This window comes from Rhizobium sp. ARZ01 (assembly GCF_014851675.1).
GTDB lineage: Bacteria > Pseudomonadota > Alphaproteobacteria > Rhizobiales > Rhizobiaceae > Mycoplana.
Genome location: NZ_JACVAE010000001.1, coordinates 2,272,899 through 2,294,732 on the forward strand (window position 1 = coordinate 2,272,899; position 21,834 = coordinate 2,294,732).

General features: G+C 61.2%; 18 protein-coding genes. 9 read left to right on the top strand and 9 right to left on the bottom strand.

Annotated elements, in window-relative coordinates; genetic code table 11:
• Positions 1 to 44 precede the first annotated feature (44 nt).
• Complete coding sequence (locus tag IB238_RS10870; protein ID WP_192246098.1) at positions 45 to 1,724, bottom strand: formate--tetrahydrofolate ligase; 1,680 nt, start codon at positions 1,722 to 1,724, stop codon at positions 45 to 47.
• Positions 1,725 to 2,091: 367 nt separating this feature from the next.
• Between IB238_RS10870 and IB238_RS10875 the strand changes: the two genes are divergently transcribed.
• Positions 2,092 to 2,553 (top strand): Lrp/AsnC ligand binding domain-containing protein, encoded by a 462-nt coding sequence (locus IB238_RS10875; RefSeq protein WP_192246100.1) that lies wholly within the window; start codon positions 2,092 to 2,094, stop codon positions 2,551 to 2,553.
• A 282-nt stretch (positions 2,554 to 2,835) separates the two neighbouring features.
• Here IB238_RS10875 and IB238_RS10880 read toward each other — a convergent pair whose 3' ends face one another.
• The 7 genes from IB238_RS10880 to IB238_RS10910 form a co-directional block, all read right to left on the bottom strand.
• Positions 2,836 to 3,963 carry a DUF2333 family protein gene (locus tag IB238_RS10880; RefSeq protein WP_192246102.1) on the bottom strand — a complete coding sequence of 376 codons (1,128 nt, stop codon included), beginning with the start codon at positions 3,961 to 3,963 and terminating at the stop codon, positions 2,836 to 2,838.
• Positions 3,956 to 5,257, bottom strand: coding sequence for a DUF6638 family protein (locus tag IB238_RS10885; protein ID WP_192246105.1), 1,302 nt, complete (start codon positions 5,255 to 5,257; stop codon positions 3,956 to 3,958). The genes IB238_RS10880 and IB238_RS10885 overlap by 8 nt, the downstream gene beginning before the upstream one ends.
• A complete protein-coding gene (locus IB238_RS10890) occupies positions 5,254 to 7,176 on the bottom strand; it encodes an AAA family ATPase (RefSeq protein WP_192246107.1) in 1,923 nt (640 codons plus the stop codon). Before IB238_RS10890 ends, IB238_RS10885 begins: the two co-directional genes overlap by 4 nt.
• Positions 7,177 to 7,180: 4 nt before the next feature.
• Positions 7,181 to 8,329 carry a hypothetical protein gene (locus IB238_RS10895; protein ID WP_192246109.1) on the bottom strand — a complete coding sequence of 383 codons (1,149 nt, stop codon included), beginning with the start codon at positions 8,327 to 8,329 and terminating at the stop codon, positions 7,181 to 7,183.
• A 151-nt stretch (positions 8,330 to 8,480) separates the two neighbouring features.
• Complete coding sequence (locus tag IB238_RS10900; protein WP_192246111.1) at positions 8,481 to 9,569, bottom strand: hypothetical protein; 1,089 nt, start codon at positions 9,567 to 9,569, stop codon at positions 8,481 to 8,483.
• Between the two features lie 211 nt (positions 9,570 to 9,780).
• Positions 9,781 to 10,158 (bottom strand): cytochrome c family protein, encoded by a 378-nt coding sequence (locus IB238_RS10905; RefSeq protein ID WP_192246113.1) that lies wholly within the window; start codon positions 10,156 to 10,158, stop codon positions 9,781 to 9,783.
• Positions 10,159 to 10,242: 84 nt separating this feature from the next.
• Positions 10,243 to 10,830 (bottom strand): thymidine kinase, encoded by a 588-nt coding sequence (locus IB238_RS10910; RefSeq protein ID WP_192246115.1) that lies wholly within the window; start codon positions 10,828 to 10,830, stop codon positions 10,243 to 10,245.
• A 231-nt stretch (positions 10,831 to 11,061) separates the two neighbouring features.
• On the opposite strand from IB238_RS10910, the gene IB238_RS10915 reads away from it, so the two are divergent.
• The 7 genes from IB238_RS10915 (at position 11,062) to ade (ending at position 18,920) form a co-directional block, all read left to right on the top strand.
• Complete coding sequence (locus tag IB238_RS10915; protein WP_192246117.1) at positions 11,062 to 12,018, top strand: choline ABC transporter substrate-binding protein; 957 nt, start codon at positions 11,062 to 11,064, stop codon at positions 12,016 to 12,018.
• A 197-nt stretch (positions 12,019 to 12,215) separates the two neighbouring features.
• Positions 12,216 to 13,088, top strand: coding sequence for a choline ABC transporter permease subunit (gene choW / locus IB238_RS10920; RefSeq protein ID WP_192247662.1), 873 nt, complete (start codon positions 12,216 to 12,218; stop codon positions 13,086 to 13,088).
• Entirely contained in the window at positions 13,085 to 14,128 is a 1,044-nt protein-coding gene (gene choV / locus IB238_RS10925; protein ID WP_192246119.1) for a choline ABC transporter ATP-binding protein, read from the top strand. Before choW ends, choV begins: the two co-directional genes overlap by 4 nt.
• A gap of 103 nt (positions 14,129 to 14,231) precedes the next feature.
• The gene (locus IB238_RS10930; protein WP_192246121.1) at positions 14,232 to 15,005 is read left to right on the top strand and encodes a HugZ family protein; all 774 of its coding nucleotides are present in this window, start codon (positions 14,232 to 14,234) and stop codon (positions 15,003 to 15,005) included.
• 132 nt (positions 15,006 to 15,137) lie between these two features.
• Positions 15,138 to 15,473: a metalloregulator ArsR/SmtB family transcription factor gene (locus IB238_RS10935; protein WP_192246123.1), complete on the top strand. Its 336-nt coding sequence runs from the start codon at positions 15,138 to 15,140 to the stop codon at positions 15,471 to 15,473.
• 197 nt (positions 15,474 to 15,670) lie between these two features.
• Complete coding sequence (locus tag IB238_RS10940) at positions 15,671 to 16,996, top strand: aspartate aminotransferase family protein (protein ID WP_192246125.1); 1,326 nt, start codon at positions 15,671 to 15,673, stop codon at positions 16,994 to 16,996.
• A 226-nt stretch (positions 16,997 to 17,222) separates the two neighbouring features.
• Positions 17,223 to 18,920: an adenine deaminase gene (gene ade, locus IB238_RS10945; RefSeq protein ID WP_192246127.1), complete on the top strand. Its 1,698-nt coding sequence runs from the start codon at positions 17,223 to 17,225 to the stop codon at positions 18,918 to 18,920.
• 21 nt (positions 18,921 to 18,941) lie between these two features.
• Here ade and IB238_RS10950 read toward each other — a convergent pair whose 3' ends face one another.
• Positions 18,942 to 20,588: an alpha-glucosidase family protein gene (locus tag IB238_RS10950; RefSeq protein WP_192246129.1), complete on the bottom strand. Its 1,647-nt coding sequence runs from the start codon at positions 20,586 to 20,588 to the stop codon at positions 18,942 to 18,944.
• 233 nt (positions 20,589 to 20,821) lie between these two features.
• Here IB238_RS10950 and IB238_RS10955 point away from each other — a divergent pair, with 233 nt between their 5' ends.
• Positions 20,822 to 21,829, top strand: a complete 1,008-nt coding sequence (locus IB238_RS10955; protein ID WP_192246131.1) for an Ldh family oxidoreductase — start codon at positions 20,822 to 20,824, stop codon at positions 21,827 to 21,829.
• Positions 21,830 to 21,834 lie beyond the last annotated feature (5 nt).

Consider the following 21,834-nt stretch of genomic DNA (forward strand, 5'->3'; position numbering starts at 1 on the left):
GCGACCTCGTCGCGGCGCCTTTCCTATTGCAGTGGAACTACGGGTCAGAACAGCCCCTCGATCTGACCCATTTCGTTGAGGAAGATCTTCTCCGAGGACGGCACCTTCGGCAGGCCCGGCATGGTCATGATCTCGCCGGTGATGACGACGATGAAGCCGGCACCGGCCGAAAGCCGCACTTCGCGGACCGGCACGGTGTGCCCTTCCGGCGCTCCGCGCAGGTTCGGATCGGTGGAGAAGGAATACTGCGTCTTCGCCATGCAGATCGGCAGATGTCCATAGCCTTGCGCTTCCCAGGCGTGAAGCTGGTCGCGCACCGACTTGTCGGCGATCACCTCTCCGGCGTGGTAAATGTCCTTGGCGATCGTCTCGATCTTGTGGAAGAGCGACATGTCGTCCGGATAGAGCGGCGCGAACTGCGAATGTCCGGATTCGGCGAGTTCGACCACCTTGCGTGACAGTTCCTCGATGCCGGCCGATCCCTGCGCCCAGTGCTTGCACAGGACTGCCTCGGCGCCGAGCGTGGCGACATAGTCCTTGATCGCCTGGATCTCGCGATCGGTGTCGGTGATGAAGTGATTGATCGCCACCACGACCGGCACACCGAACTTCTTCACGTTCTGCACATGGCGGCCGAGGTTGGCGCAGCCCTTGTGGACGGCCTCGACGTTCTCATGGCCGAGGTCTTCCTTCTTCACCCCGCCGTTCATCTTCATGGCACGCGCCGTCGCAACGATCACCGCGGCATCCGGATGCAGCCCGGCCTTGCGGCACTTGATGTCGAAGAACTTCTCCGCGCCGAGGTCGGCGCCGAAGCCGGCTTCGGTGACGACGTAGTCGGCGAGCTTCAGTGCTGTCTTGGTCGCAACCACCGAGTTGCAGCCGTGCGCGATATTGGCGAAGGGGCCGCCGTGGACGAAGGCCGGATTGTTCTCCAGCGTCTGCACCAGGTTCGGCTGCATCGCATCCTTGAGCAGAACGGTCATCGCGCCATCGGCCTTGATGTCGCGGGCGAAAACCGGGCTCTTGTCGCGGCGGTAGCCGATGATGATGTTGCCGAGACGCTTTTCCAGGTCCTTCAAGTCGTTCGAAAGACAGAGAATCGCCATGACCTCCGAGGCGACGGTGATGTCGAAGCCACCCTCGCGCGGATAGCCGTTGGCGACACCACCGAGCGAGCAGACGATGTCGCGAAGCGCCCGGTCGTTCATGTCCATCACACGGCGCCAGGCGACGCGGCGGATGTCGATATTCTGTTCGTTGCCCCAATAGATGTGGTTGTCGATCAGGGCCGCCAGCAGATTGTGAGCCGAGGTGATTGCGTGGAAATCGCCGGTGAAGTGGAGGTTCATGTCCTCCATCGGCACGACCTGTGCGTAACCGCCGCCAGCAGCGCCGCCCTTCACGCCGAAGCAGGGGCCGAGCGAGGCTTCCCGGATGCATACGATAGCCTTCTTGCCGATCCGATTCAGACCGTCGCCGAGGCCGACGGTGGTCGTCGTCTTGCCTTCACCGGCAGGCGTCGGGTTGATCGCGGTGACGAGGATGAGCCTGCCATCTTTCTTTTCTCTTTGGTCCGCGATGAACGAGGCGCTGATCTTGGCCTTGTCATGCCCATAGGGAAGCAGGTGCTCGGCCGGGATCCCTAGCTTGGCGCCGATCTCCAGGATCGGCTTTTTCTTCGCCGCACGGGCAATTTCGATATCGGATTTGACCTCGGTCATGGTTGTGCTGCTTCCTCTCCAGCTAGAGCGATCGTGCGCCGCCCTTTCATTGTGGTTCTTACGTTGCAGCCATCGCGAGCAACGGCACCGCATCCGGCGCAGAATCGCTCAGCGGACACCGGTAATTGGCGGCGTCCACTGAGCGGCACCCAATTAGTACCTGAACGTCTGAAGGACGCCACGCTGGAATTTGCCGCACGATGGGCTAAAAACGACAATCGGCAGAGTTGCATTGCAACAATCGGCACCTCTCGGCTTACACAGACAGGGCTGTTGCGGATTGTGCGAAATTGTGAAGTGACTTTCACCATTCTTCGTGCCAATTGCCGCCCATTCATTTGCCAGAAAAGAATATCGATAGGGAAACATGAAGGAACTCGATCGACTTGACCGGAAAATACTCCGGGCCCTGCAGCAGGAAGGCCGCCTGACGAACATCGAGCTGGCTGAGAAGGTCAATCTTTCGCCGACGGCCACGGCCGAGCGCGTCAAACGGCTCACGCGGGACGGCTACATCACCGGCTACATGGCGATTCTCTCGCCCGAGCGCCTCGGCCGCAATCTGCTTGTCTTCGTTCAGGTGAAACTGGACCGGACCACCCCTGATGTGTTCGATTCATTTGCCGAGGCCGTCAAGCAAAGCGACAATGTGATGGAATGCCACATGGTCGCCGGCGGCTTCGACTATCTCGTCAAGGCACGCGTCGCGGGGATGGAAGCCTACCGCACCTTCCTCTCCGACGTTTTCCTCTCGCTTCCAGGTGTACGCGAGACACACACCTACGCGGTGATGGAAGAGGTCAAGAGCACCGGTTGGCTGCCGGTGTAAGCCGCCAGGCGACGACTCCATGTGGGCGGCCTCTTGAAGCTTACCCCGCCGCCTCATTGCGTCAAGCGGCGTTCCACGTTGTCCGTCATGCCGGACTTGATCCGGCATCCAGAAATTCCTCAAGCGCAATCGATTCTTTCGCGCCGCAGACGCAGCGCGGCTGGACCCCGGATCAAGTCCGGGGAGACGGAAGGAATCCTGTTTACGACGATCGATGGTTTGCCAGCATTCTACGGCGCCGGCCCCGTGGGCCCGACGCCGCTCGACCGTTTCAACTGGTTCTCAGCGCGCCAGGATATCCCGCATCTCGACCAGGTTTGATCGGACGCGCAGGATGTAGAAGCCCATGGTGGCGAGGTGCGTCGGCATGATCCAGCCGTCCTCGCGGCCGTTGGAGATGATTAGCGGCTGGATGTTCAGCGCCGCGCGCAACTGCTTGACGGTTTCCGCCCAGATCTGCGTCAGACCGCGCTGCGTGATCACAGCGTCGAAATCGGCACCGGCGGCGGACAGAATTCCGTAGTAGCCATAGAGCTGGCCGTAGGCGAACCAGAAGCGATCGTCCGCGCGTGTGTCGAACCACCCGCCGTTGTGAAACTCGGAACGCTCACGGATGATTGCCGACGTGTTGCCGAGGTCGTTGGCAATGCGGTCGAGGAACTGCACGAGGTTGTCGGAGCGGGCGTCAAAGGTGGCGTTGCACTGTGTCAGCGCATCGTTGAACTTGTGCAGATCCCGCATCGCCGCCCGGTAAAAGCTCGGGGTCGGCGTCTTCGGGCCGAACGGGCTCAGGCCGAAATACCATGTCTCCTCATCGAACTGGATATTGCCGCGCGCCGCCTGCAATTCAGCGTTTACGCCAGAGGTGCCCCGCACGCGGCCGAGCGTGTCCACGAGCTCCACCGAAGTTCGGCGAATGGCCTGGTTCACGCCGCGCTGGAACGACGCCTTGTTGTCGAGCCAGGGCGTGTCGTCCCAGTCAAGGCCAAAGAAGCCGAGCTTGTAGAGGATCATCGACGAGACCCAGGCGTTCTGGTTCACGTTGAAGTCGATCAGGTCGGCTGTCACGCCGACGATCGCCGAGGGCTCGCATTTGTTTGCAGGTGCCGTCTGGCCCGCCGCAACCTTGACCGGCAGGCCCGCATCGTTCTTGCGTGCTGAGTAGTTATAGGCGTTGACGTAGTCGATGTTGAAGCCGTTCCAGGCTTGCGTCTGCCAGATGAAGTAGCCGTAGAGGCCGATGAGGGCGAGGAGCGCAATGCCGATGGGCCCCTTGATGATCCAAGCGCGCTGCCGATACCAGTTGGCCGCGGCGACAAACGGCCAGACGAGCCATGATATGACGAGCCCGATTCCGCGCCCGATGGCGGCGAAGATCCGCTGAAAAAACGCGACGATCGGGTCAAGCATTACCTTTGTCCTCTCCAATACCATAGAGCCTCTGCCGAAAGGCAGGCTTGTCCTTCAGATAGGTTCGCGTCAACGTTTCAACCACAAATTCCCGAAACTTTTCGCTGAACTTTTCGTAGCTATCGTAAAAGCCCTGCTTGTCGAAGACGAAGCGGGAGACGAAATCGAACGGGGTCAGTTGCGAAATCAGCTGGTTGACCAGCCATTGGTCGGGATGGTCCGGCAACGCCCGCACCAGCAGAAAACGGCCCCATGGATCGACGTCCTTCATCCGGATCTCGCCCGTCGCCGCTATGATGCGCAACGCCTCCTGCAGGAAGGGGTAGGCGCCATCTTCGGCGATCAGCGCCGCATTGCGATGCATCCATGTCTGCAACCAGATGCGGTCGGCCTTGGCAAGGTCCGCCCGCGGGTCTTCCCGGTTCACCAGATTGGTGATCGTCATGTCGGCGCGATGCTGCAACAGGCCGGACGCCTCGACCCACGAGGCGCGCGGCAACTCAAGCCGTTTCGTCGACGCCAGGAACGCAAAGATGCGCTGGTAATCGTCCAGCGCGATATAGCTCACTTGCCAGGGACGTGACCGCCGGAACCCGGGCACGGACGGGTCGCAGATCACCGTCGTCTGATTGCCGTCCAGAAAGACATAGACGCCGCCGAAGTGATTGGCCCAAAAGGCCTCATGACGGAAGACGAGCTGGTCCGGAACCAGCGCATTCTGGCGAATGTCGCCCGCCTGCTTGGCAAGCTCCACCATCCTGTTCAGCATCTCGTCGTCCGACCAGGCGTCGGGCACGGTCCTGAGCCGATCGACGAGCGTGCGAAGCTCGGTCGCCTTGTCGAGCAGATCCTCCGCCGACAAGACACGGAAGCGCACCTCGTTGATGGAGAGCAGGTCGTCGACGTCGTTGACGACCGAGACGGTGTCCTCGATCTCGCCATAGAGCGCGTCGCGTATCGTGATCGCATTGATGGCGCGCGCATTGGCGTTGAAGAACTCGTGCATCAGGGCGGCGGTGTTGGAAAAGCTCGTGTGCACGACCGGCAACTCGACCTGATCGGGCGTCAGGATGATGAAGCGGCGGTTTACCCGGTTCGGATCGAGATAGTCGCGGTCGCCGAGTTCATCGGCGATTTCCGGCGCAAAGCCGGTCATATCGATGCTGAACTGCTTGAGGTTCGTCCGCGGCAGACCGAAGGCCTCAAGCGCCTTGTTGTAGCGCTCGACCAGATGCGGCTCGGACACGTCGAGCAGCCGCCCGTAGATAAGCTCGGCTTCAAGGAGGCGTTTCATCTATCAGCGTCCCACCGCCCATCGGCCTTCATCGTCTCGATCTCGCGGATTGCCCGTTCACGCTGGCGCTCGCGGCGGATGATCTCGGCAACGGCGGCGTCGTCGGACTTGTCGGAATAGCGGAATTCGCTGTCGGCGTAGCGGTTGATCTCCTGCAGCACCATCTCCATTGTGATGGGGCCGCGCAGCGCCTCGATCATCTGCGTCTTCTCGTCATAGGACTTGTGCATGAACGCTTCCGGGGTGGCGAACCATTCGTCCGGCAAGTCGACGTCCATGGCCCGCATCTTGATCGCGTCAGTGATGTTCTTGATCGCCCGGCCGGTGAAGCGGGGTTCCGCCTCCTTGATCATGTGCAGATACGTGCCGACATCCGCGAGCGTTTCCAGTTTACTGTGCGCTTTCTCGTAGCGCTCCCAGACCGCGAGCAACCCGTCTTCCTGCGGACGGGAATGCTGGCCATAGGAGGTCGAGACCGCCTGCTTGATCTCCTGACCGGCGAGCAGCGCATGCTCGCCCAGCGGGATCGAATGGTTCTTGCCGACGAGAATCGCGAAGATATCGATATAGTCCGCCTCCGATTGCGGTCCGTCGACAAGCCAGCGGGCGCCTGCGCGCTGGCGAAGCGCATCGTCCACATTCTCGGGATAGTTGGAAAACATGCCGAACGTGCAGTTTCCGCGCACGACTGTCGAAGCGCCGGCAAAACTCTCCATCAAGACCGCCGTCACCTCGTGCTGGCCGGCCGAGGCACGGTCGTCTGAGCGTTTCGCCGCGACCTGGTCGACGTCGTCGATCGTGCCGAAACCGATCGCCTTCGGGTTGACGACGTTGTTGACGAACTCCTTGCAGTTCTGCCCGGACTTGCCCTGGTAAGACGAGATCTGGTCGACGCCGAAGTTCTCGTAGTGGAACGGATAGCCGGCGATGCGGCAGTAGTCGTCCAGAAGCCCCGCCAGCATCTGGATCAGCATGGTCTTGCCGGTGCCCGGCATGCCGTCACCGATGAAGGTGAAGAGGAAACCGCCGAGCTCGACAAACGGGTTCATCTGCCGCTCGAAATCGTAGGCCATCAGCATCTTGGCAAGCCGCATCGCCTGGTATTTGGCGATATGGTTGCCGACGATCTCGTTCGGTTTCTTGAAGCTCATCGACAGGAGCTTGCGCTTCTGTCCCGGCGCCACGTCGAAGCCGTTGATGGTGAAGTCGTCCTGCTCGATGCGGATATGCGCGCTATCGAAGGTGGAAAGGCCGGTGAATCGCGCCCTGCGAAGGATTAGCCCCTCCAGCGCGACGCGGGCGAAGGCCCGCGCCCGCGCGATCAGCGCTGTGTCGTCCGCGGCCCCGGCGATGCTGCGGTCGAGGCCGGCCACGAGGCTCTTCACCGCGTCCTGTGCCGTCTCGAACAAGTAGTCAGGCGCGTCCGTGTCCTCCGCCGGCTCGCCTTCCCCGGGCAAGGTCGCACCAAGATAGGCGGCAAAGGTGAAGGCTGCGACGTAAGCCGCGGCCGAGAGCAGCGCCTTGAAGCGAGTTGCTTCCTCGCCTGCAAGCGGCGCCGTCGTATTCCTCGATTGCAGTTGCTCCAGTTCCGTCTGCCGCGCGAACACGTCGGCAACGGCGAGCGCGATTTCGATGCCGCGGCGGGAACGATAGAGAAGCTGGTGCTGCGCCGGCGACAACAGGGGGTCAGTCGGGCGGATCAACGCGATCGTTTTGGATAGCTCGACCTCGCGCGTGCGCCGCATGCCGCCGCTCGAGACGGTGGAAACGAAGCGCCGCCCCGTTCCCGAAATCGCCGTGCTTGCCGGACCACCGTCGGCTTCCAGGATGACAAGCCGCGTCACCATCGCCTGCGCGACCGCCTGGTGCTTTGCGATATCGCTTTCGGGGATCATGGTCAGGCCGGCGTTCAGACTCATGGCATCAAACCTCGCTGATCACCTGGTTTTGAGAAATCACGTGCACCTTGTAGTCGCCGAAGATCTCTTCCGCCTCGCCGGCGGCATAGAGTGCCTGGTATGCGTCGTGCGGGACAAGCGCATGCTTCTCGTAACCGCTGACCCCCATGCGCGTGGCCTCGAGATTGGCGGTATCGACAAAGAACTCCTCTTGCGCCGGAGTGGAACTCCAGAAGCCGCGCTTGGCCGGTCGCTCAGCCTGCGAAAACACTTCCTGGATCGTCCAGGTCAAAAGCCAGGCGTTCTCGACCTTGCGGACCTTGGAGAGTATCTCTCGGACTTTTTCGTTGTTCTCAGTAATGTCGGCCGAATAGAAAGGGCCTAGCACGATGCGACGTAGCTGCTTGGGATGCAGCATCTCGAAATCCTTGTCGAGATTGGTCGCGATCGTCACCGGCGAGAGCGAGTAGGCGCTGTTCTTCAGGGCAAAATCGTCGAAGCGGCTGGCAAACTCCGGATTGAGCAGGCCGCCGACGGGCAGATCGATCTGTACATCCGGATTGAGCTTGCCGTCGGATGTGACCAGCGTTTCGACGATCTTCTCGGACGAATCCTCGACCATCGCCATGTAGACCATCGGCAGCGTACTCACGCCGTCGAAAGCGCCCCAACTGACGACGTAATAGGGCCGCATCGTCTTCGGGTTGACTGCGACGCGGATCGTTTCCGGCAGGATGAACGGCGAAAAGATCTCGCCCTTGCCGATCTGCTGCAGATACATGCGCTCGGCCATCCGCGTCTGCAACTCGGTCGGAAATGCCTTGCTCCGCAATATAAAATCGACCATCTCCCCGCGCAGCGCATCCGCGCCGGGAATCTCTGCCAGGCGCTTGTCGGCGCTTTTGCGGTCGTTCTCCAGCTCCAGCACGTTCTGGTAGACCGGGAAGCCGCTCTCGGCGCGCGAAATACGGAACTGGTCGACGAAACCGATCCGGTTCTCCCAGCAGGCAAAGGAAGCTTTCAGACGCTCAAGATAGGGAATGATCGCCTCGCCGATCACGCCATGCTGGTAGAGTGGCGAGTTGCGGTCGGCCAGAAAAATCTCCAGGCCGCCGAGTGCGGCGCGGATGGAGGTGAAGTATTGCGCAACGGCGCTGTCGGCAGCGGCTTTCATGGCTGCCCCTCATCCGCCTGCCGGCACCTTCGCCCTGCAAGCGGTGCGAAGGCCCGAGCCGCGCTGCCTCCATCCCCTCTCCCCGCCTGCGGGGATGGGGCCAGGGTGAGGGGCACATTCACAGGGCTTAGACCCATCGGGGCAATTGACCTCACGTCTGCACGTAATTCGATGCGTTGTGCTTATCCATGACCTCCTGGAAGCGCCGGGCGAAGGCATCGTCGGCGAGCTTCTTGCGGCGCTGGATGTCCTGGGTGGCGAGCATGTTCTTCTCGTGCATCTCGAGAAGGTCGCCAATATGTTTCTGGGCTGCGGCACCAATACCGGCCATCGTTTCTTCCGCCGCCGTATCGACCTTGCTTCCCAGCGTATTGATCCGGTGGGCGACGTCCTGCTGCGCTGCCGTCTTCAGCGAATCCTCGAGCGCCTTGTAGAGCACGATGCGCTGTTCGGTATCGATGGTCAGCTTGTTGATCAGCGTGTTCTGGGCGGCGATCTGGTTGTTCAGCGAATCCACGAAGGTCTGGAACATCGAGGTGTAGCGTTCCAGCGTCTGGCTTTCGGCCAGCAGTTCCTGCTCCTTCGCCTGCCTTTCATTGTATTCGGTGGCAAGCTTGGAGCGCTCGCCCTCAAGCTGCGTGCGCGTCTTCTGATCGGTCGAGGCCGCGATGCGGTTTTCGATATCGAGAAGCTGCGGGTTCAACTCCTCGATACGCTTCTGTGTCGCCTCCAGATTGGCCATCGTCTGCTTGCGCCGCTCGATCACCTGGACCAGACTTGCCTCGGAGGTCTTGTAGCGGCTGTCGAGGATGGACTTCTGCTCCTTGAGGATGCCGACGATCGTGTCGGACTTGGAAAGCAGTTCCTGCAGGTTGCCGGCAAGTGACATGTTGCGAACACGGTCGGTGCGCATGCGCTGCATCTTCTGCTTGGAGAAGATGCCGATGAATTTCTCGTAAGCCGTGTAGCTCTTCATGCTCTCGAACTCGGAGCCGAAGACATTGGTGGCGTCCTCCAGCCCGATGATCAGGTCGGCGATGTTGGCCTCCATCACCTTCTGCTGTGCCAGGACATCCTGAATGCGCGCATTTTCGATATCGAAATTGGCATCGCCAAGCTTTGTGTCGGCCTTGGCGAACTGGTCCAGCACAACGCCGGTCTGCTCCAACTTGCCGCGGACCTGATCGACGACCTGACGGGTCTTCTCGATCTCCGCATCGAAATTCTGAAGTGTGGCCATGACTGCTCCCCTTTGCACATGGTCGACGCGCATCGACCGGCTTGTTCGCCTGACGCGAGCCGCCCAACAGCCGTGAGCGGTTGCCCCTCGCCGGAGACCGGCAGGACATGATGTGGGGAGTGGAGCGGAGCGTGCAAGCCCCGGTAGACATGTATTTTTTTGTTGAGAGCAGGTTTCGCCGTCGGCACCTCTTGGCCCGACGGCGAAGCGATCATTTTACCGCCGCTGGATCCTTGAGGAAGGCGAGAAGGTCGGCGATGTCCTGCGGCTTCTTCAGGCCAGCGAACGCCATCGACGTTCCCTTGACCGTCGCCCGCGGTGCAGCAAGGAATTCAGAGAGGGCAGTTTCATCCCAGACCTTGTCCTTGCCGAACTCCTGCATGGCCTTGGAGTACTTGAACCCGTCCGCCGAAGCCACCGGCCGGCCGACCACGCCGCCCAAGGACGGACCGACCCGATTGCCCGGGTCGGTGGTGTGACAGGCGACGCATTTCTTGAAAACGGTCTTGCCGGCCGTCGCATCACCATCGGCTTGCGCAGCCGTTGCAGTCGCAAGAATGAGAAGGGCGGAAGCTAAAGTGATCTTCACGTATTTTCCTTTCTGTTCAATTTCCGGTAGTTAAACCGCGACAGGAGCAACAGGCCATGCGGCAAAGCGTCATCCGATCGGTACTCAGTCGGCGCGCATGGTGTCTTCCCAGTGACGCCGGCAGTAGGAGACGTACTTCTCGTTTCCGCCCACCTCGACCTGCGCACCTTGCTTGACCACCCTCCCCTCTGCATCGAGCCGGACGACCATCGTCGCCTTGCGCCCGCAATGGCAGATGGTGCGCACCTCCCGCAACTCGTCGGCGAGTGCGAGCAACGCATAGGACCCTGGGAAAAGCCTGCCCTGGAAATCGGTGCGCAACCCATAGGCCATGACCGGGATGGATAGGCGGTCGGCGATGCGGGCAAGCTGCCACACCTGTTCCTCGCTCAGAAACTGGGCCTCATCCACGAAAACGCAGGCCACAGCACCCGCCCCGTCCGCGCTGAGCGTCTCGACCATGCCGTAGAGATCATCGCTCGCGTCGAAGGCGATGGCGTCCGATTGCAGCCCTATACGCGAGGAGATGCGCCCCGTTCCGGCGCGATCGTCGAAGGAGGCGATGAAGATCGCCGTCCGCATCCCGCGCTCCTGGTAGTTGTACGATGCCTGCAACAGCATCGTTGACTTTCCCGCGTTCATTGTCGCGTAATGGAAGTAAAGCTTGGCCATGATTGTCTCCGCCCTCGTTCTGGCCCGGACGAGGCCCGATTTCCAGACGCCAACTGACAAAAATCACAGAATTTCGCGTGCATCGTTCACAGCGACATTCTTGCGCGCGATTGCGAAACGGCGTGAAATAAACTAGGTCCCTGACACCGGTGCGAGCATCGTAAAGTGCTTGAACAATGACGTTTTTGATGCTTGGCTTATCTATCAGAACAAAAATGGGGAGCAGGAAACATGAAATCGAACTCAACTTTTAGGATGTCCGCCCTCGCGGCAGTCTCGCTCTTTGCGCTTGGTGTATCCGGCGCATTGGCCGCAGAACCCGAAAGCTGTGGGAAGGTCCGCTTTTCCGACGTGGGCTGGACGGACATCACCGCGACCACCGCGACCGCATCGGCGGTCCTCAAGGGCCTCGGCTACGAGACCGAGACGACCGTACTTTCGGTGCCCGTGACCTACACGTCGATCGCGAACAACGACATCGACGTTTTCCTCGGCAACTGGATGCCGACCATGGAAAACGACATCAAGCCGTTCCGCGACGCTGGCACGGTCGAAACTGTCCGCGAGAATCTTGAAGGCGCGAAGTACACGCTTGCGACGAACGCCAAGGGCGCCGAGCTCGGCATCAAGGACTTCAAGGACATCGCCACCCACAAGGATGCGCTTGCCGGCAAGATCTACGGCATCGAGCCGGGCAATGACGGCAACCGCCTGATCATCGACATGGTCGACAAGGGCACGTTCGATCTGAAGGGCTTCGAGGTTGTCGAGTCCTCCGAGCAGGGCATGCTCGCCGAGGTCGCGCGCGCCGAGCAGGAGGGAGCGCCGATCGTGTTCCTCGGCTGGGAACCGCATCCGATGAACGCGAACTTCAAGCTGACCTATCTTGCCGGCGGCGATGACATCTTCGGGCCCAACTTTGGTGGCGCGACGGTGCTTACCAACGTTCGCAAGGGCTACACGACTGAATGCCCGAACGTTGGACAGTTGCTGAAGAACCTTAAGTTCTCGCTCCAGATGGAAAACGAGATCATGGGCAAGATCCTCAACGACGGACAGGCACCCGACACGGCCGCGACCGAATGGCTCAAGGCCAATCCGGCAGTGATCGAGCCCTGGCTGGCCGGTGTTACGGCAAAGGATGGCAGTGAAGGTCTGGCCGCCGTCAAGACATCTCTGGGCCTTTGATGGCGCAGCATAAGAGGCGGGAAGGAAACCTCCCGCCTCCTCTGATCGCGACATTTTGGTGCGCCGTGAGAAGGCGCCTTGTCGCTTCGGTAGTCTATTGAACTTCAGATCCGCCGCGCATCCTATGCGACCGTTTCCGGCTAGCGCAGGGAGCGTGGCATCATATGTCAACGCCCATTGAAGGCAGGTACGCTCCCGTGGATTGGCTGACGAACATCAAACTGCCCATCGGGCCCTGGGCAAAGGCGGCGGTCAACTGGCTGACCACCAACGGCAAGGGCCTGTTCGATATGCTGAAGGTGGTGCTGCAGGGCGGCATCGATGCAATCCTGTTCGTACTGCAGGGGCCATTTGCAAGCGACGGAGGAAAATTCGCCTATGCCCTTGCAATGATCGCCCTGATCACTGCCTTGTGCTGGTACCTCCGCCGGTCTTTCGGCGTGGCGCTCTTCACGTTTCTGGGCCTTCTCCTGATCGTGAACCAGGGCTACTGGAAGGAGACGACTGAGACACTGGCACTCGTGCTCGCCGCGACTAGTGTCAGCATGGTCGTCGGTGTTCCTCTCGGGATCGCCGCCGCCCGCCGCCCCTGGTTCTACGCCGCTCTGCGTCCGATCCTCGATTTGATGCAGACGATCCCGACCTTCGTCTACCTGATCCCTGCCCTCATCCTGTTCGGGCTCGGTATGGTTCCAGGGCTGATCGCAACGGTGATCTTTGCCATCCCCGCACCAATCCGCCTGACGCGGCTCGGCATCATCTCGACACCACCTTCGTTGGTCGAGGCGGCACAGGCCTTCGGTGCTACGCCGACGCAGGTTCTTCGCAAGGTGGAACTTCCCTTTGCCACGCCGCAGATCATGGCCGGTCTCACGCAGACGATCATGCTGTCGCTGTCGATGGTGGTCATTGCCGCACTCGTCGGCGCCAAGGGGCTCGGAGTACCGGTCGTACGAGCGCTGAACTCCGTGAACATCTCCATGGGCTTCGAGGCCGGGCTGTGCATCGTCATCCTCGCCATCATCCTCGATCGCCTTTTCCGTTCGTCCGATGAAGGAGAAGGCAAATGAGCGCGGCCGTCGTTTTCAAGAACGTTGACATCATCTTCGGCGAAAAGCCTGAACGCGCCATCGCGATGATCGATTCCGGCAGGAGCCGCGACGAAATCGGTAAGGAAACCGGCCTCGTGCTCGGCGTCGCCGACGCCTCGCTCTCGATCAACGAGGGCGAGATCCTGGTACTGATGGGTCTGTCCGGCTCGGGAAAGTCAACGCTGCTGCGCGCCGTCAACGGCTTGGCGCCGGTTGTGCGCGGTGAAGTTCAGGTCAACACCGCCGGTAGCCCGATCAACCCGTACCGTTGTTCATCGAAGTCGTTACGTGACTTCCGCATGCACACCGTTTCCATGGTATTCCAGCAGTTCGCGCTGCTGCCATGGCGCACGGTTGCCGACAATGTAGGTTTCGGTCTCGAACTGGCAGGGATGCCGGATGCCGAGCGAAAGGCGCGCGTGGAGGAACAGCTTCACCTCGTCAACCTGACCCAGTGGGCAGGTCGCAAGGTCAACGAGCTTTCTGGCGGCATGCAGCAACGTGTCGGTCTTGCCCGCGCCTTTGCCACCGGCGCACCGATCCTTCTGATGGACGAGCCGTTCTCCGCGCTCGATCCCTTGATTCGAACGCGCCTGCAGGACGAATTGCTCGAATTTCAGCGGCGCTTGAAGAAGACGATCATCTTCGTCAGCCACGACCTCGACGAGGCCTTCCGCATCGGCAACCGCATCGCGATCATGGAAGGCGGACGCATCATCCAGTGCGGCACTCCGCAGGATATCGTCAAGAATCCGGCGAACCAGTATGTCGCCGATTTTGTGCAGAACATGAACCCGATCAACATGCTGACGGCCCGCGATGTCATGCACCCGGGCTTGAGCGGCCCCGCCGTCGGTGTCACCGCCACGGCCAAGCCGGAAACGCCGCTCGTCGATATTCTCGACGCGATGGCTCGCCAGCCCGGCAGCATCGGCGTGGTCGAGAACGGCGCAGTCGTCGGCATGATCAACGCCCAGAACGTGGTGGAAAGCCTGACCCGGCATCGCCGTCGCGAGTGACCCGAACGCGCGTTACCGCGTGAGGATTGGCCCGAAAGACGTCTTGACTTTCGGGGCTGTTGGCCGTTTCCAGATGGAAACAACAACCATTCGAGGAGTTGCCATGGCTGAGGAACCGAAGGACGCGCCGAAGGTTTTGCGCGATACGGATGACGATGCCCGCACGCTCGCCCGTGTACTGCTGCGCTCTTCGCGTAGCGCTGCTCTGGCTGTGCTCGAACCAGACACGGGAAGTCCCTTTGCCAGCCGCGTGCTGACGGGCATGGACATCGACGGCGTGCCCGTGATTCTCGTCTCAGCACTTTCCGTTCATACTCGGGCGCTCCGCACCGATCCCCGCTCGTCGCTGCTTGCCGGAGAGCCCGGCAAGGGCGACCCCCTCGCCCACCCACGACTGACAGTGATCACGGAGGCCTCCGAAGTCGTGCGCGGCAGCGAGCAACATGCGCGGCTGCGTGAGCGCTTCGTCCGTCGCCATCCCAAGGCGAAGCTTTATGTCGACTTTCCCGACTTCACCTTCTTCCGGCTCGTGCCGCTGCGGGCGAACCTGAACGGCGGCTTCGGCAAGGCCTACCTGCTGACCGCCGACGATCTGCTGATTCGCTCTGCTGCCCGCGAAGCGCTGGCAGAACGCGAGTCTGGCGCCATCGAACACATGAATAGTGAGCATGCAGAGGCGGCTGGCATATATGCGAGCCACTACTGCGGCGCAAAAGAGGGAAACTGGTCTATTTCCGGAATCGATGCCGCTGGCATCGACCTTTCAGCCGGTGACCAGCTAGAACGCCTTGAATTTTCAACAGAAATTTCCGATGCTGGTGCCCTTCGCACAGTGCTTGCCGATCTGCTGACGAAGGCCCGAACGACAAACGGTTGATTGCTGGCGGTAGGAAAACCACGCCCTACCCCCATTTCTGGCCACTTGATGTGTTTGGTATTGTTTATATGCTAACAGTCATAGAGTACGGAACCGCACATATTGAAGTGATTGGCGCTAATGGAGTTGCGAATGGACCCTTTTTCTGAAGACGAGCAGACACAGGCAGAAGTTGCGACAAACTTTCTGTCCGCTATGGCCAATCCCAAGCGGCTGCTCATCTTGAAGGTGTTGGTCCGTGGAGAAATCGCCGTCGGCGCACTCGCTCAGAGGGTCGGGCTCAGCCAGTCGGCGCTGTCGCAACACCTTTCCAAGCTCCGGGCGCAGAACCTTGTGTCCACACGACGCGATGCGCAGACGATCTACTATTCCAGCAAGTCGGACGCTGTTCTGACGATCCTTGAAGCGCTAGACAGCATCTATGGCGAGGCCGAGCCGCAAGAAAACAGGCAGCTCCGCTACGCCTGAACAAGCCAGATCCCATGCAAGCGCCCGGCGGATACCTCTCCGCCGGGCGTTTTCTTTTGTCAGACGGGTCCCCCGGCTTGACGGTGCTGGTTGCTTCGATAATTTGACCAATAGGTAAAAATGCCTGCCTCGCGCCGGGATGGCCCCGGTCCGCAGCACCCACAACCCGCCCCGCACCCAAGGCCACGGAGACCGAAATGTCCAATCGCCTCAATACCCCCAACGACCTGCGCGCCTTCTGGATGCCGTTTACCTCCAATCGGCAGTTCAAGAAGGAGCCGCGGCTCTTCGTCAGCGCCAAGGACATGTACTACCAGACGCATGACGGACGGCAGGTGCTGGACGGAACGGCGGGGCTGTGGTGCGTCAACGCCGGCCACTGCCGACCGAAGATCACCGAGGCAATCCGCGAGCAGGCAGGCGAACTGGACTACGCACCGGCCTTCCAGCTCGGCCACCCCAAGGCCTTCGAACTCGCCAACCGGCTTGTCGACATCGCCCCCGAGGGTATGAGCCACGTCTTCTACACCAATTCCGGTTCGGAATCGGTCGACACTGCACTCAAGATCGCCCTTGCCTATCAGCGCGTGAAGGGAGAAGGCTCCCGCACCCGCCTGATCGGCCGCGAGCGCGGCTATCACGGCATCAATTTCGGCGGCATGTCCGTCGGCGGCATCGTCGGCAACCGCAAGATGTTCGGCACCCTGCTCGCCGGCGTCGACCATATCCGTCACACCCACCTGCCGGAAAAGAACGCGTTCACCAAGGGCCAGCCGGAATACGGCGCGGAACTGGCGGACGATCTGGAGCGCCTGGTCGCGCTGCACGATGCCTCGACCATCGCTGCCGTCATCATCGAGCCGGTCTCCGGCTCCACCGGCGTGCTGATTCCGCCGAAGGGCTATCTGCAGCGCATCCGCGAGATCTGCAACAAGTACGGTATCCTGCTGATCTTCGATGAGGTCATCACCGGTTTCGGCCGCCTCGGCGCGCCCTTCGCCTCGCAGTTCTTCGAAGTGAAGCCCGACATCATCACTACGGCCAAGGGCCTGACCAATGGCGTCATCCCGATGGGCGCCGTTTTCGTCACCTCCGAGATCCACGACGCCTTCATGACCGGTCCGGAGCATCTGATCGAGTTCGCCCACGGCTATACATATTCGGGCAACCCGATTGCGTCCGCCGCCGGCCTCGGCACGCTCGATACCTACAGGGAAGAAGGCCTCCTCACACGCGCAGCCGAGCTTGCGCCCTACTGGGAAGAGCAGCTGCATTCGCTACGCGACTGCCCGAACGTGATCGACATCCGCAACATCGGCCTGATTGGCGCGATCGAGCTGGCCCCGATCGCCGACGAGCCGACGAAACGCGCCTTTAACGCCTTCCTCAAGGCCTACGAGAAGGGCCTGCTGATCCGCACGACCGGCGACATCATTGCGCTTTCGCCGCCGCTGATCATCACAAAGGGCGAGATCGACGAACTGTTCGGCAAACTGCGCGAGGTGCTGCAGAACAACATCTGAGGCGACGCGCCCGCGGACCGCTCGGATCTTGAGCCTCAAGGCGGGGCAGGAACATCAGATGAGGCGGTCCCTGGCCGCCTTATTTGTTGATGTGAAGGACCGTTGCGCCGGGATCATTCGTGCAAAAGCGCGCGACTGGAAAGACATGGCGGCTTTCACCCCTCCCCGTTTCGGGACTGAAGGAATAGGCTGTCTCAAATGACGGAATCGCAGCGGAGGAAATAGGATGGAGACGAAGCTGGAGCGCCTGATCGACCAGGGCACGGGCCGCGCGCCGGCCGATATCGTGTTGAAGGGCGGCCATTTCTTCGATCTGGTGACGGGCGAACTCGTCGCTTCCGATGTAGCCATCTGCGGTGATCGCATCGTCGGCATCTGCGAGGGTTACGAGGGACGCGAAGAGATCGACATTTCCGGCCGCATCGTCGTGCCCGGCTTCATCGACACGCATCTCCATATTGAGTCCTCGCTTGTCACCCCGCACGAGTTCGACCGCTGCGTGCTGCCGTACGGCGTGACGACGGCGATCTGCGATCCGCACGAGATCGCCAACGTGCTGGGCGCCGAGGGCATCCGATACTTTCTGGAGTCGGCCGAGCAGACGGTCATGGACATCCGCGTGCAGCTTTCGAGCTGCGTGCCGGCGACGCATCTGGAGACCTCCGGCGCCGATCTTCCGATCGAAAAACTCCTGCCATTTCGCAACCATCCGAAGGTGATCGGGCTTGCCGAGTTCATGAATTTTCCGGGCGTGATCCACAAGGATCCCGTCTGCCTCGCCAAGCTGGAGGCATTCCAGAGTGGGCACATCGACGGACATGCGCCACTGCTCTCCGGGCGCGACCTCAACGGCTATCTCGCCGCTGGCATCCGTACCGATCATGAATGCACCACCGCCGACGAAGCGCTGGAGAAGATCCGCAAGGGCATGCACATCCTGATACGCGAAGGTTCGGTGTCGAAGGACCTCCTGGCGCTGCTCCCCCTCTTCACCGAACGGCTTTCGCCGTTCATCGCGCTCTGCACCGACGACCGCAACCCGCTCGACATTGCCGAGCAGGGCCATCTCGACCATATGATCCGCACCGCGATCTCGCATGGCCGGGCGCCGCTCGCCGTCTATCGCGCCGCGTCGATTTCCGCCGCGAAAGCCTTCGGCCTGAGGGATCGCGGTCTCGTCGCACCCGGTTGGCGGGCCGACCTTGTCGTCATCGACACGCTGGAGGACTGCCGGGCGGAGATGGTGTTCGCCGGTGGACTTCGCGTCACCGACGCGCTGTTTTCACGTCGCAAGCCAGTTGCTCCGGTCGGTCTCGACAGCGTCAAGGCGCGGCCGGTCAAGGCATCGCATTTCGCCGTACCAGTCAGCGAGGGTGAGACCCCGGTGATCGGCGTCATGCCGGGCAAGATCATTACCGAACACCGGCGCTACCGGCTGCCGTCCAAGGGTAACGAAACGGCAGTCGACCTTTCTCGCGACATCATCAAGGTCGCGGTGATCGAGCGTCACGGCAAGAACGGCAATCACGCGAACGGTTTCGTCCAGGGTTTTGGCCTGAAGAAGGGCGCGATCGCCTCCACCGTCGGCCACGACAGCCACAACATCTGCGTGGTCGGCGTCAGCGAAGACGACATGGCGCTGGCGGCGAACCGGCTTGGCGAGATCCGTGGAGGATTCGTCGTGGTGGAGGACGGCAAGGTGACTGGCGAAATCGCACTCCCAATAGCTGGTCTGATGAGCCTCGAGCCCTATGAGACCGTGCGCGACACGCTGCACCATCTGCGAAAGGCAGCTTTTGCACTCGGCGCAACACTGGAGGAGCCTTTCCTCCAACTCGCTTTCCTGCCGCTTCCGGTCATCCCGCACCTCAAGATTTCGGATCGCGGCATGGTGGATGTTGATCGGTTCACATTGATCGGGTGAGACGAAAGCGATCCTTAGCGCTCAAGACAATTTCCCGCAGAAAGCATCGAGCGGCGCGAGGGTGAGGACACCGTAGTCAAATACCGGAGAAAAACCGGGCATCTCCAGCGGCTCCACTTTTTCCATGTCCTTCGGCCGCGAGAACTTGATCTTCTCCCGCGTCAGATTGAACACGAAGAGCAGCTTTTCTCCGCCCTTCTCGCGGATGAAGGCCAAAATGTCCTGATTTGAATTCAAGAATTCCATGCCTCCGTCTTGGAGGGGGGGATGCGCTTTCCGGAAGGCGAGTGTCTCGCGGTAGTGATTGAGCACCGAGCCAGCAACCTGTTCCTGCGTATCGGCGGCAAGCCGCACCTGCTCGTCCGGTACAGGCAGCCACGGGCGGCCACCGGTGAAGCCCGCATGCGGTGCGCCTGCCTGCCAGGGCATCGGCGTGCGGCACCCGTCACGCCCCTTGAAGGCCGGCCAAAAGCGGATGCCATAGGGATCACGAAGATCCTCGAAGGCGAGTTCGGCTTCAGGCAGCCCCAGTTCCTCGCCCTGATAGAGACAGATCGAACCGCGCAGCGTCGACAGGAGCGTAATCGCAAGCCTGGCGAGACGTTCCCGCTCCTCCGGTACCCTCATGAAGCGACTGACGTGGCGTTCGACGTCGTGGTTGGAGAAGGCCCAGCACACCCACCCGTCGGTGACGGCCTTTTGGAAATTTTCTACGCAATCTCGGATGTGCTGCGCGGTAAAATCGGGGTGGAGCAGGTCGAAGGTATAGCACATGTGCAGCTTGTCGCCGCCGCCGGTATATTCCGCCACCGTCTTCAGCGAGCGCGCTCCATCTCCAACTTCGCCAACCGATGCGCGACCGCTGTATTCGTCGAGCAGCGCGCGAACCCGTTTCAGGAACGCAACGTTCTCCGGTTGCGTCTTGTCGTGGAGGTGCAACTGCATGCCATAGGGATTTGTCTCCGGCGCATCGAGACCGGCAGCCTCGGAGTCCGGCTCATGCGGTGGGTTGTCTCTCAACTCCGCGTCATGAAAGTAGTAGTTCACTGTGTCGAGGCGGAATCCATCGACGCCGCGGTCCAGCCAGAAGCGCATCGCTGTGAGCAGTGTCTGCTGCACTTCGCGGTTGTGGAAGTTCAGGTCCGGCTGCGAGGCGAGGAAGTTGTGCATGTAGTACTGCCGGCGTACCCCATCCCATTCCCAGGCAGGGCCGCCGAAGACCGAAAGCCAGTTGTTCGGCGCCGTGCCGTCCTTCTTCGGGTCGGCCCATACATACCAGTCGGCCTTGTCGTTATCGCGGCTCGCGCGGCTTTCCTTGAACCACGGATGCTGATCTGACGTATGTGAGATCACTTGGTCGATGATGACCTTGAGCCCAAGGCGATGCGCCTCGCCCAGCATTTCGTCGAATTCGGCAAGCGTGCCGAACATGGGATCGACATCGCAATAGTCGGAAACATCGTAGCCCATATCCGCCATCGGCGACTTGAAGAAGGGCGAAAGCCAAATCGCGTCGACCCCGAGCGAGGCGATGTGCGGCAGCCGCGCCTTTACCCCCTTGAGGTCGCCGATGCCGTCGCCGGTCGTGTCCTGAAAGGAGCGTGGATAGACCTGATAGATCACAGCGCCGCGCCACCATTCGGACGCAACCTTCTTCGAAGTGGTCATGGCGATTTCCTCTGATGTCGTTGTCCGCAATGTGTAGCGGGGATGGGCAGAGGCGTAAACGGTACGGCGAGAGCCCCGGCGCGCAACTGCAGCGCAGCCAAGCGTTCCGCAATCGCGAGCACCCTGACAGTCACCTCTTGCGGTTGACGTAGCTTACAGGGGATCGGATGATGCCGCCGTTCGAAGCCGCGGCCCCGACTGTCGGAGCCGCCTCCGGAGCGGGAGACCTTGAGATGCCTGACCGCACCGTTGTCCTGACCCTGCCGGAAATCTCTGTGCTTGCCTCCACGGCCCTGCTGCGTTCAGGCGCAAGCGAGGCGTTGGCGCGCTCGCTTGCAAAAGCGATCGTCGATGCAGAGGCAGCCGGCAAGCCTGCGCTCGGCCTTGCCCATCTGCCCGATTATCTGAATGCGCTTGCCAGCGGTCGCATCGACGGCCGTGCCGAGCCGTTGATAACCTCGCCGATCCCCGCATTGATGAAATGCGATTGCCGAAGCGGCATCGCTCAGTTGGGCTTTGACCTGGCCTTTGAGGAGCTAGTCACCAAGGCTCGCATCTTCGGCCTGACGCTTTATGCGTCGCAGTCGAGCTATACGACCGGTGAACTCGGCTGGTACGCGGCCAGACTTGCCGATGCCGGTCTCGTTGCGTTGGCAGCAACCAACGGACCAGCGCTGATCGCAGCTGGCGGCAGCACAAAGCCGGTCTATTGCACTAATCCGATTGCCTTCGCCGCGCCACGCGCAGACGGCCCGCCGCTCCTCCTCGACCAGGCTTCCAGCGCAACCGCGTTCGTCAAGGTCAGGCAAGCGGCAGAACTAGGGGAGACCATCCCAGAGGGCTGGGCACTCGACTCGGCCGGGAATCCGACAACGGATGCGAACGAGGCGATCACGGGAGCCTTGCTCGCATTTGGCGGCGCCCGTGGGGCCAACATCGCGCTGATGATAGAAGTACTGGCAGCGGGATTGACCGGGGCCAATTGGTCCCTTGATGCGCCGGACTTCCGGACCGGCAGCGACAGCCCAGGAGCCGGTCTTTTCATTCTCGCCATCGCTCCGCAGTTTCTCGCAAGTGATTTTGAAGACCGCCTTGCACGGCAGCTTCAGCGGCTTTCCAGGGAATACGGGGTACATGTGCCGGGTGAGGCCCGCGCCACCGCCCGCTGGCGCGCCAGCAGCGCCGGTATCACCTTGCCCCGCACACTTATTGACAGTATTTCCTCGTTCCGACGCAACTAAAGCGC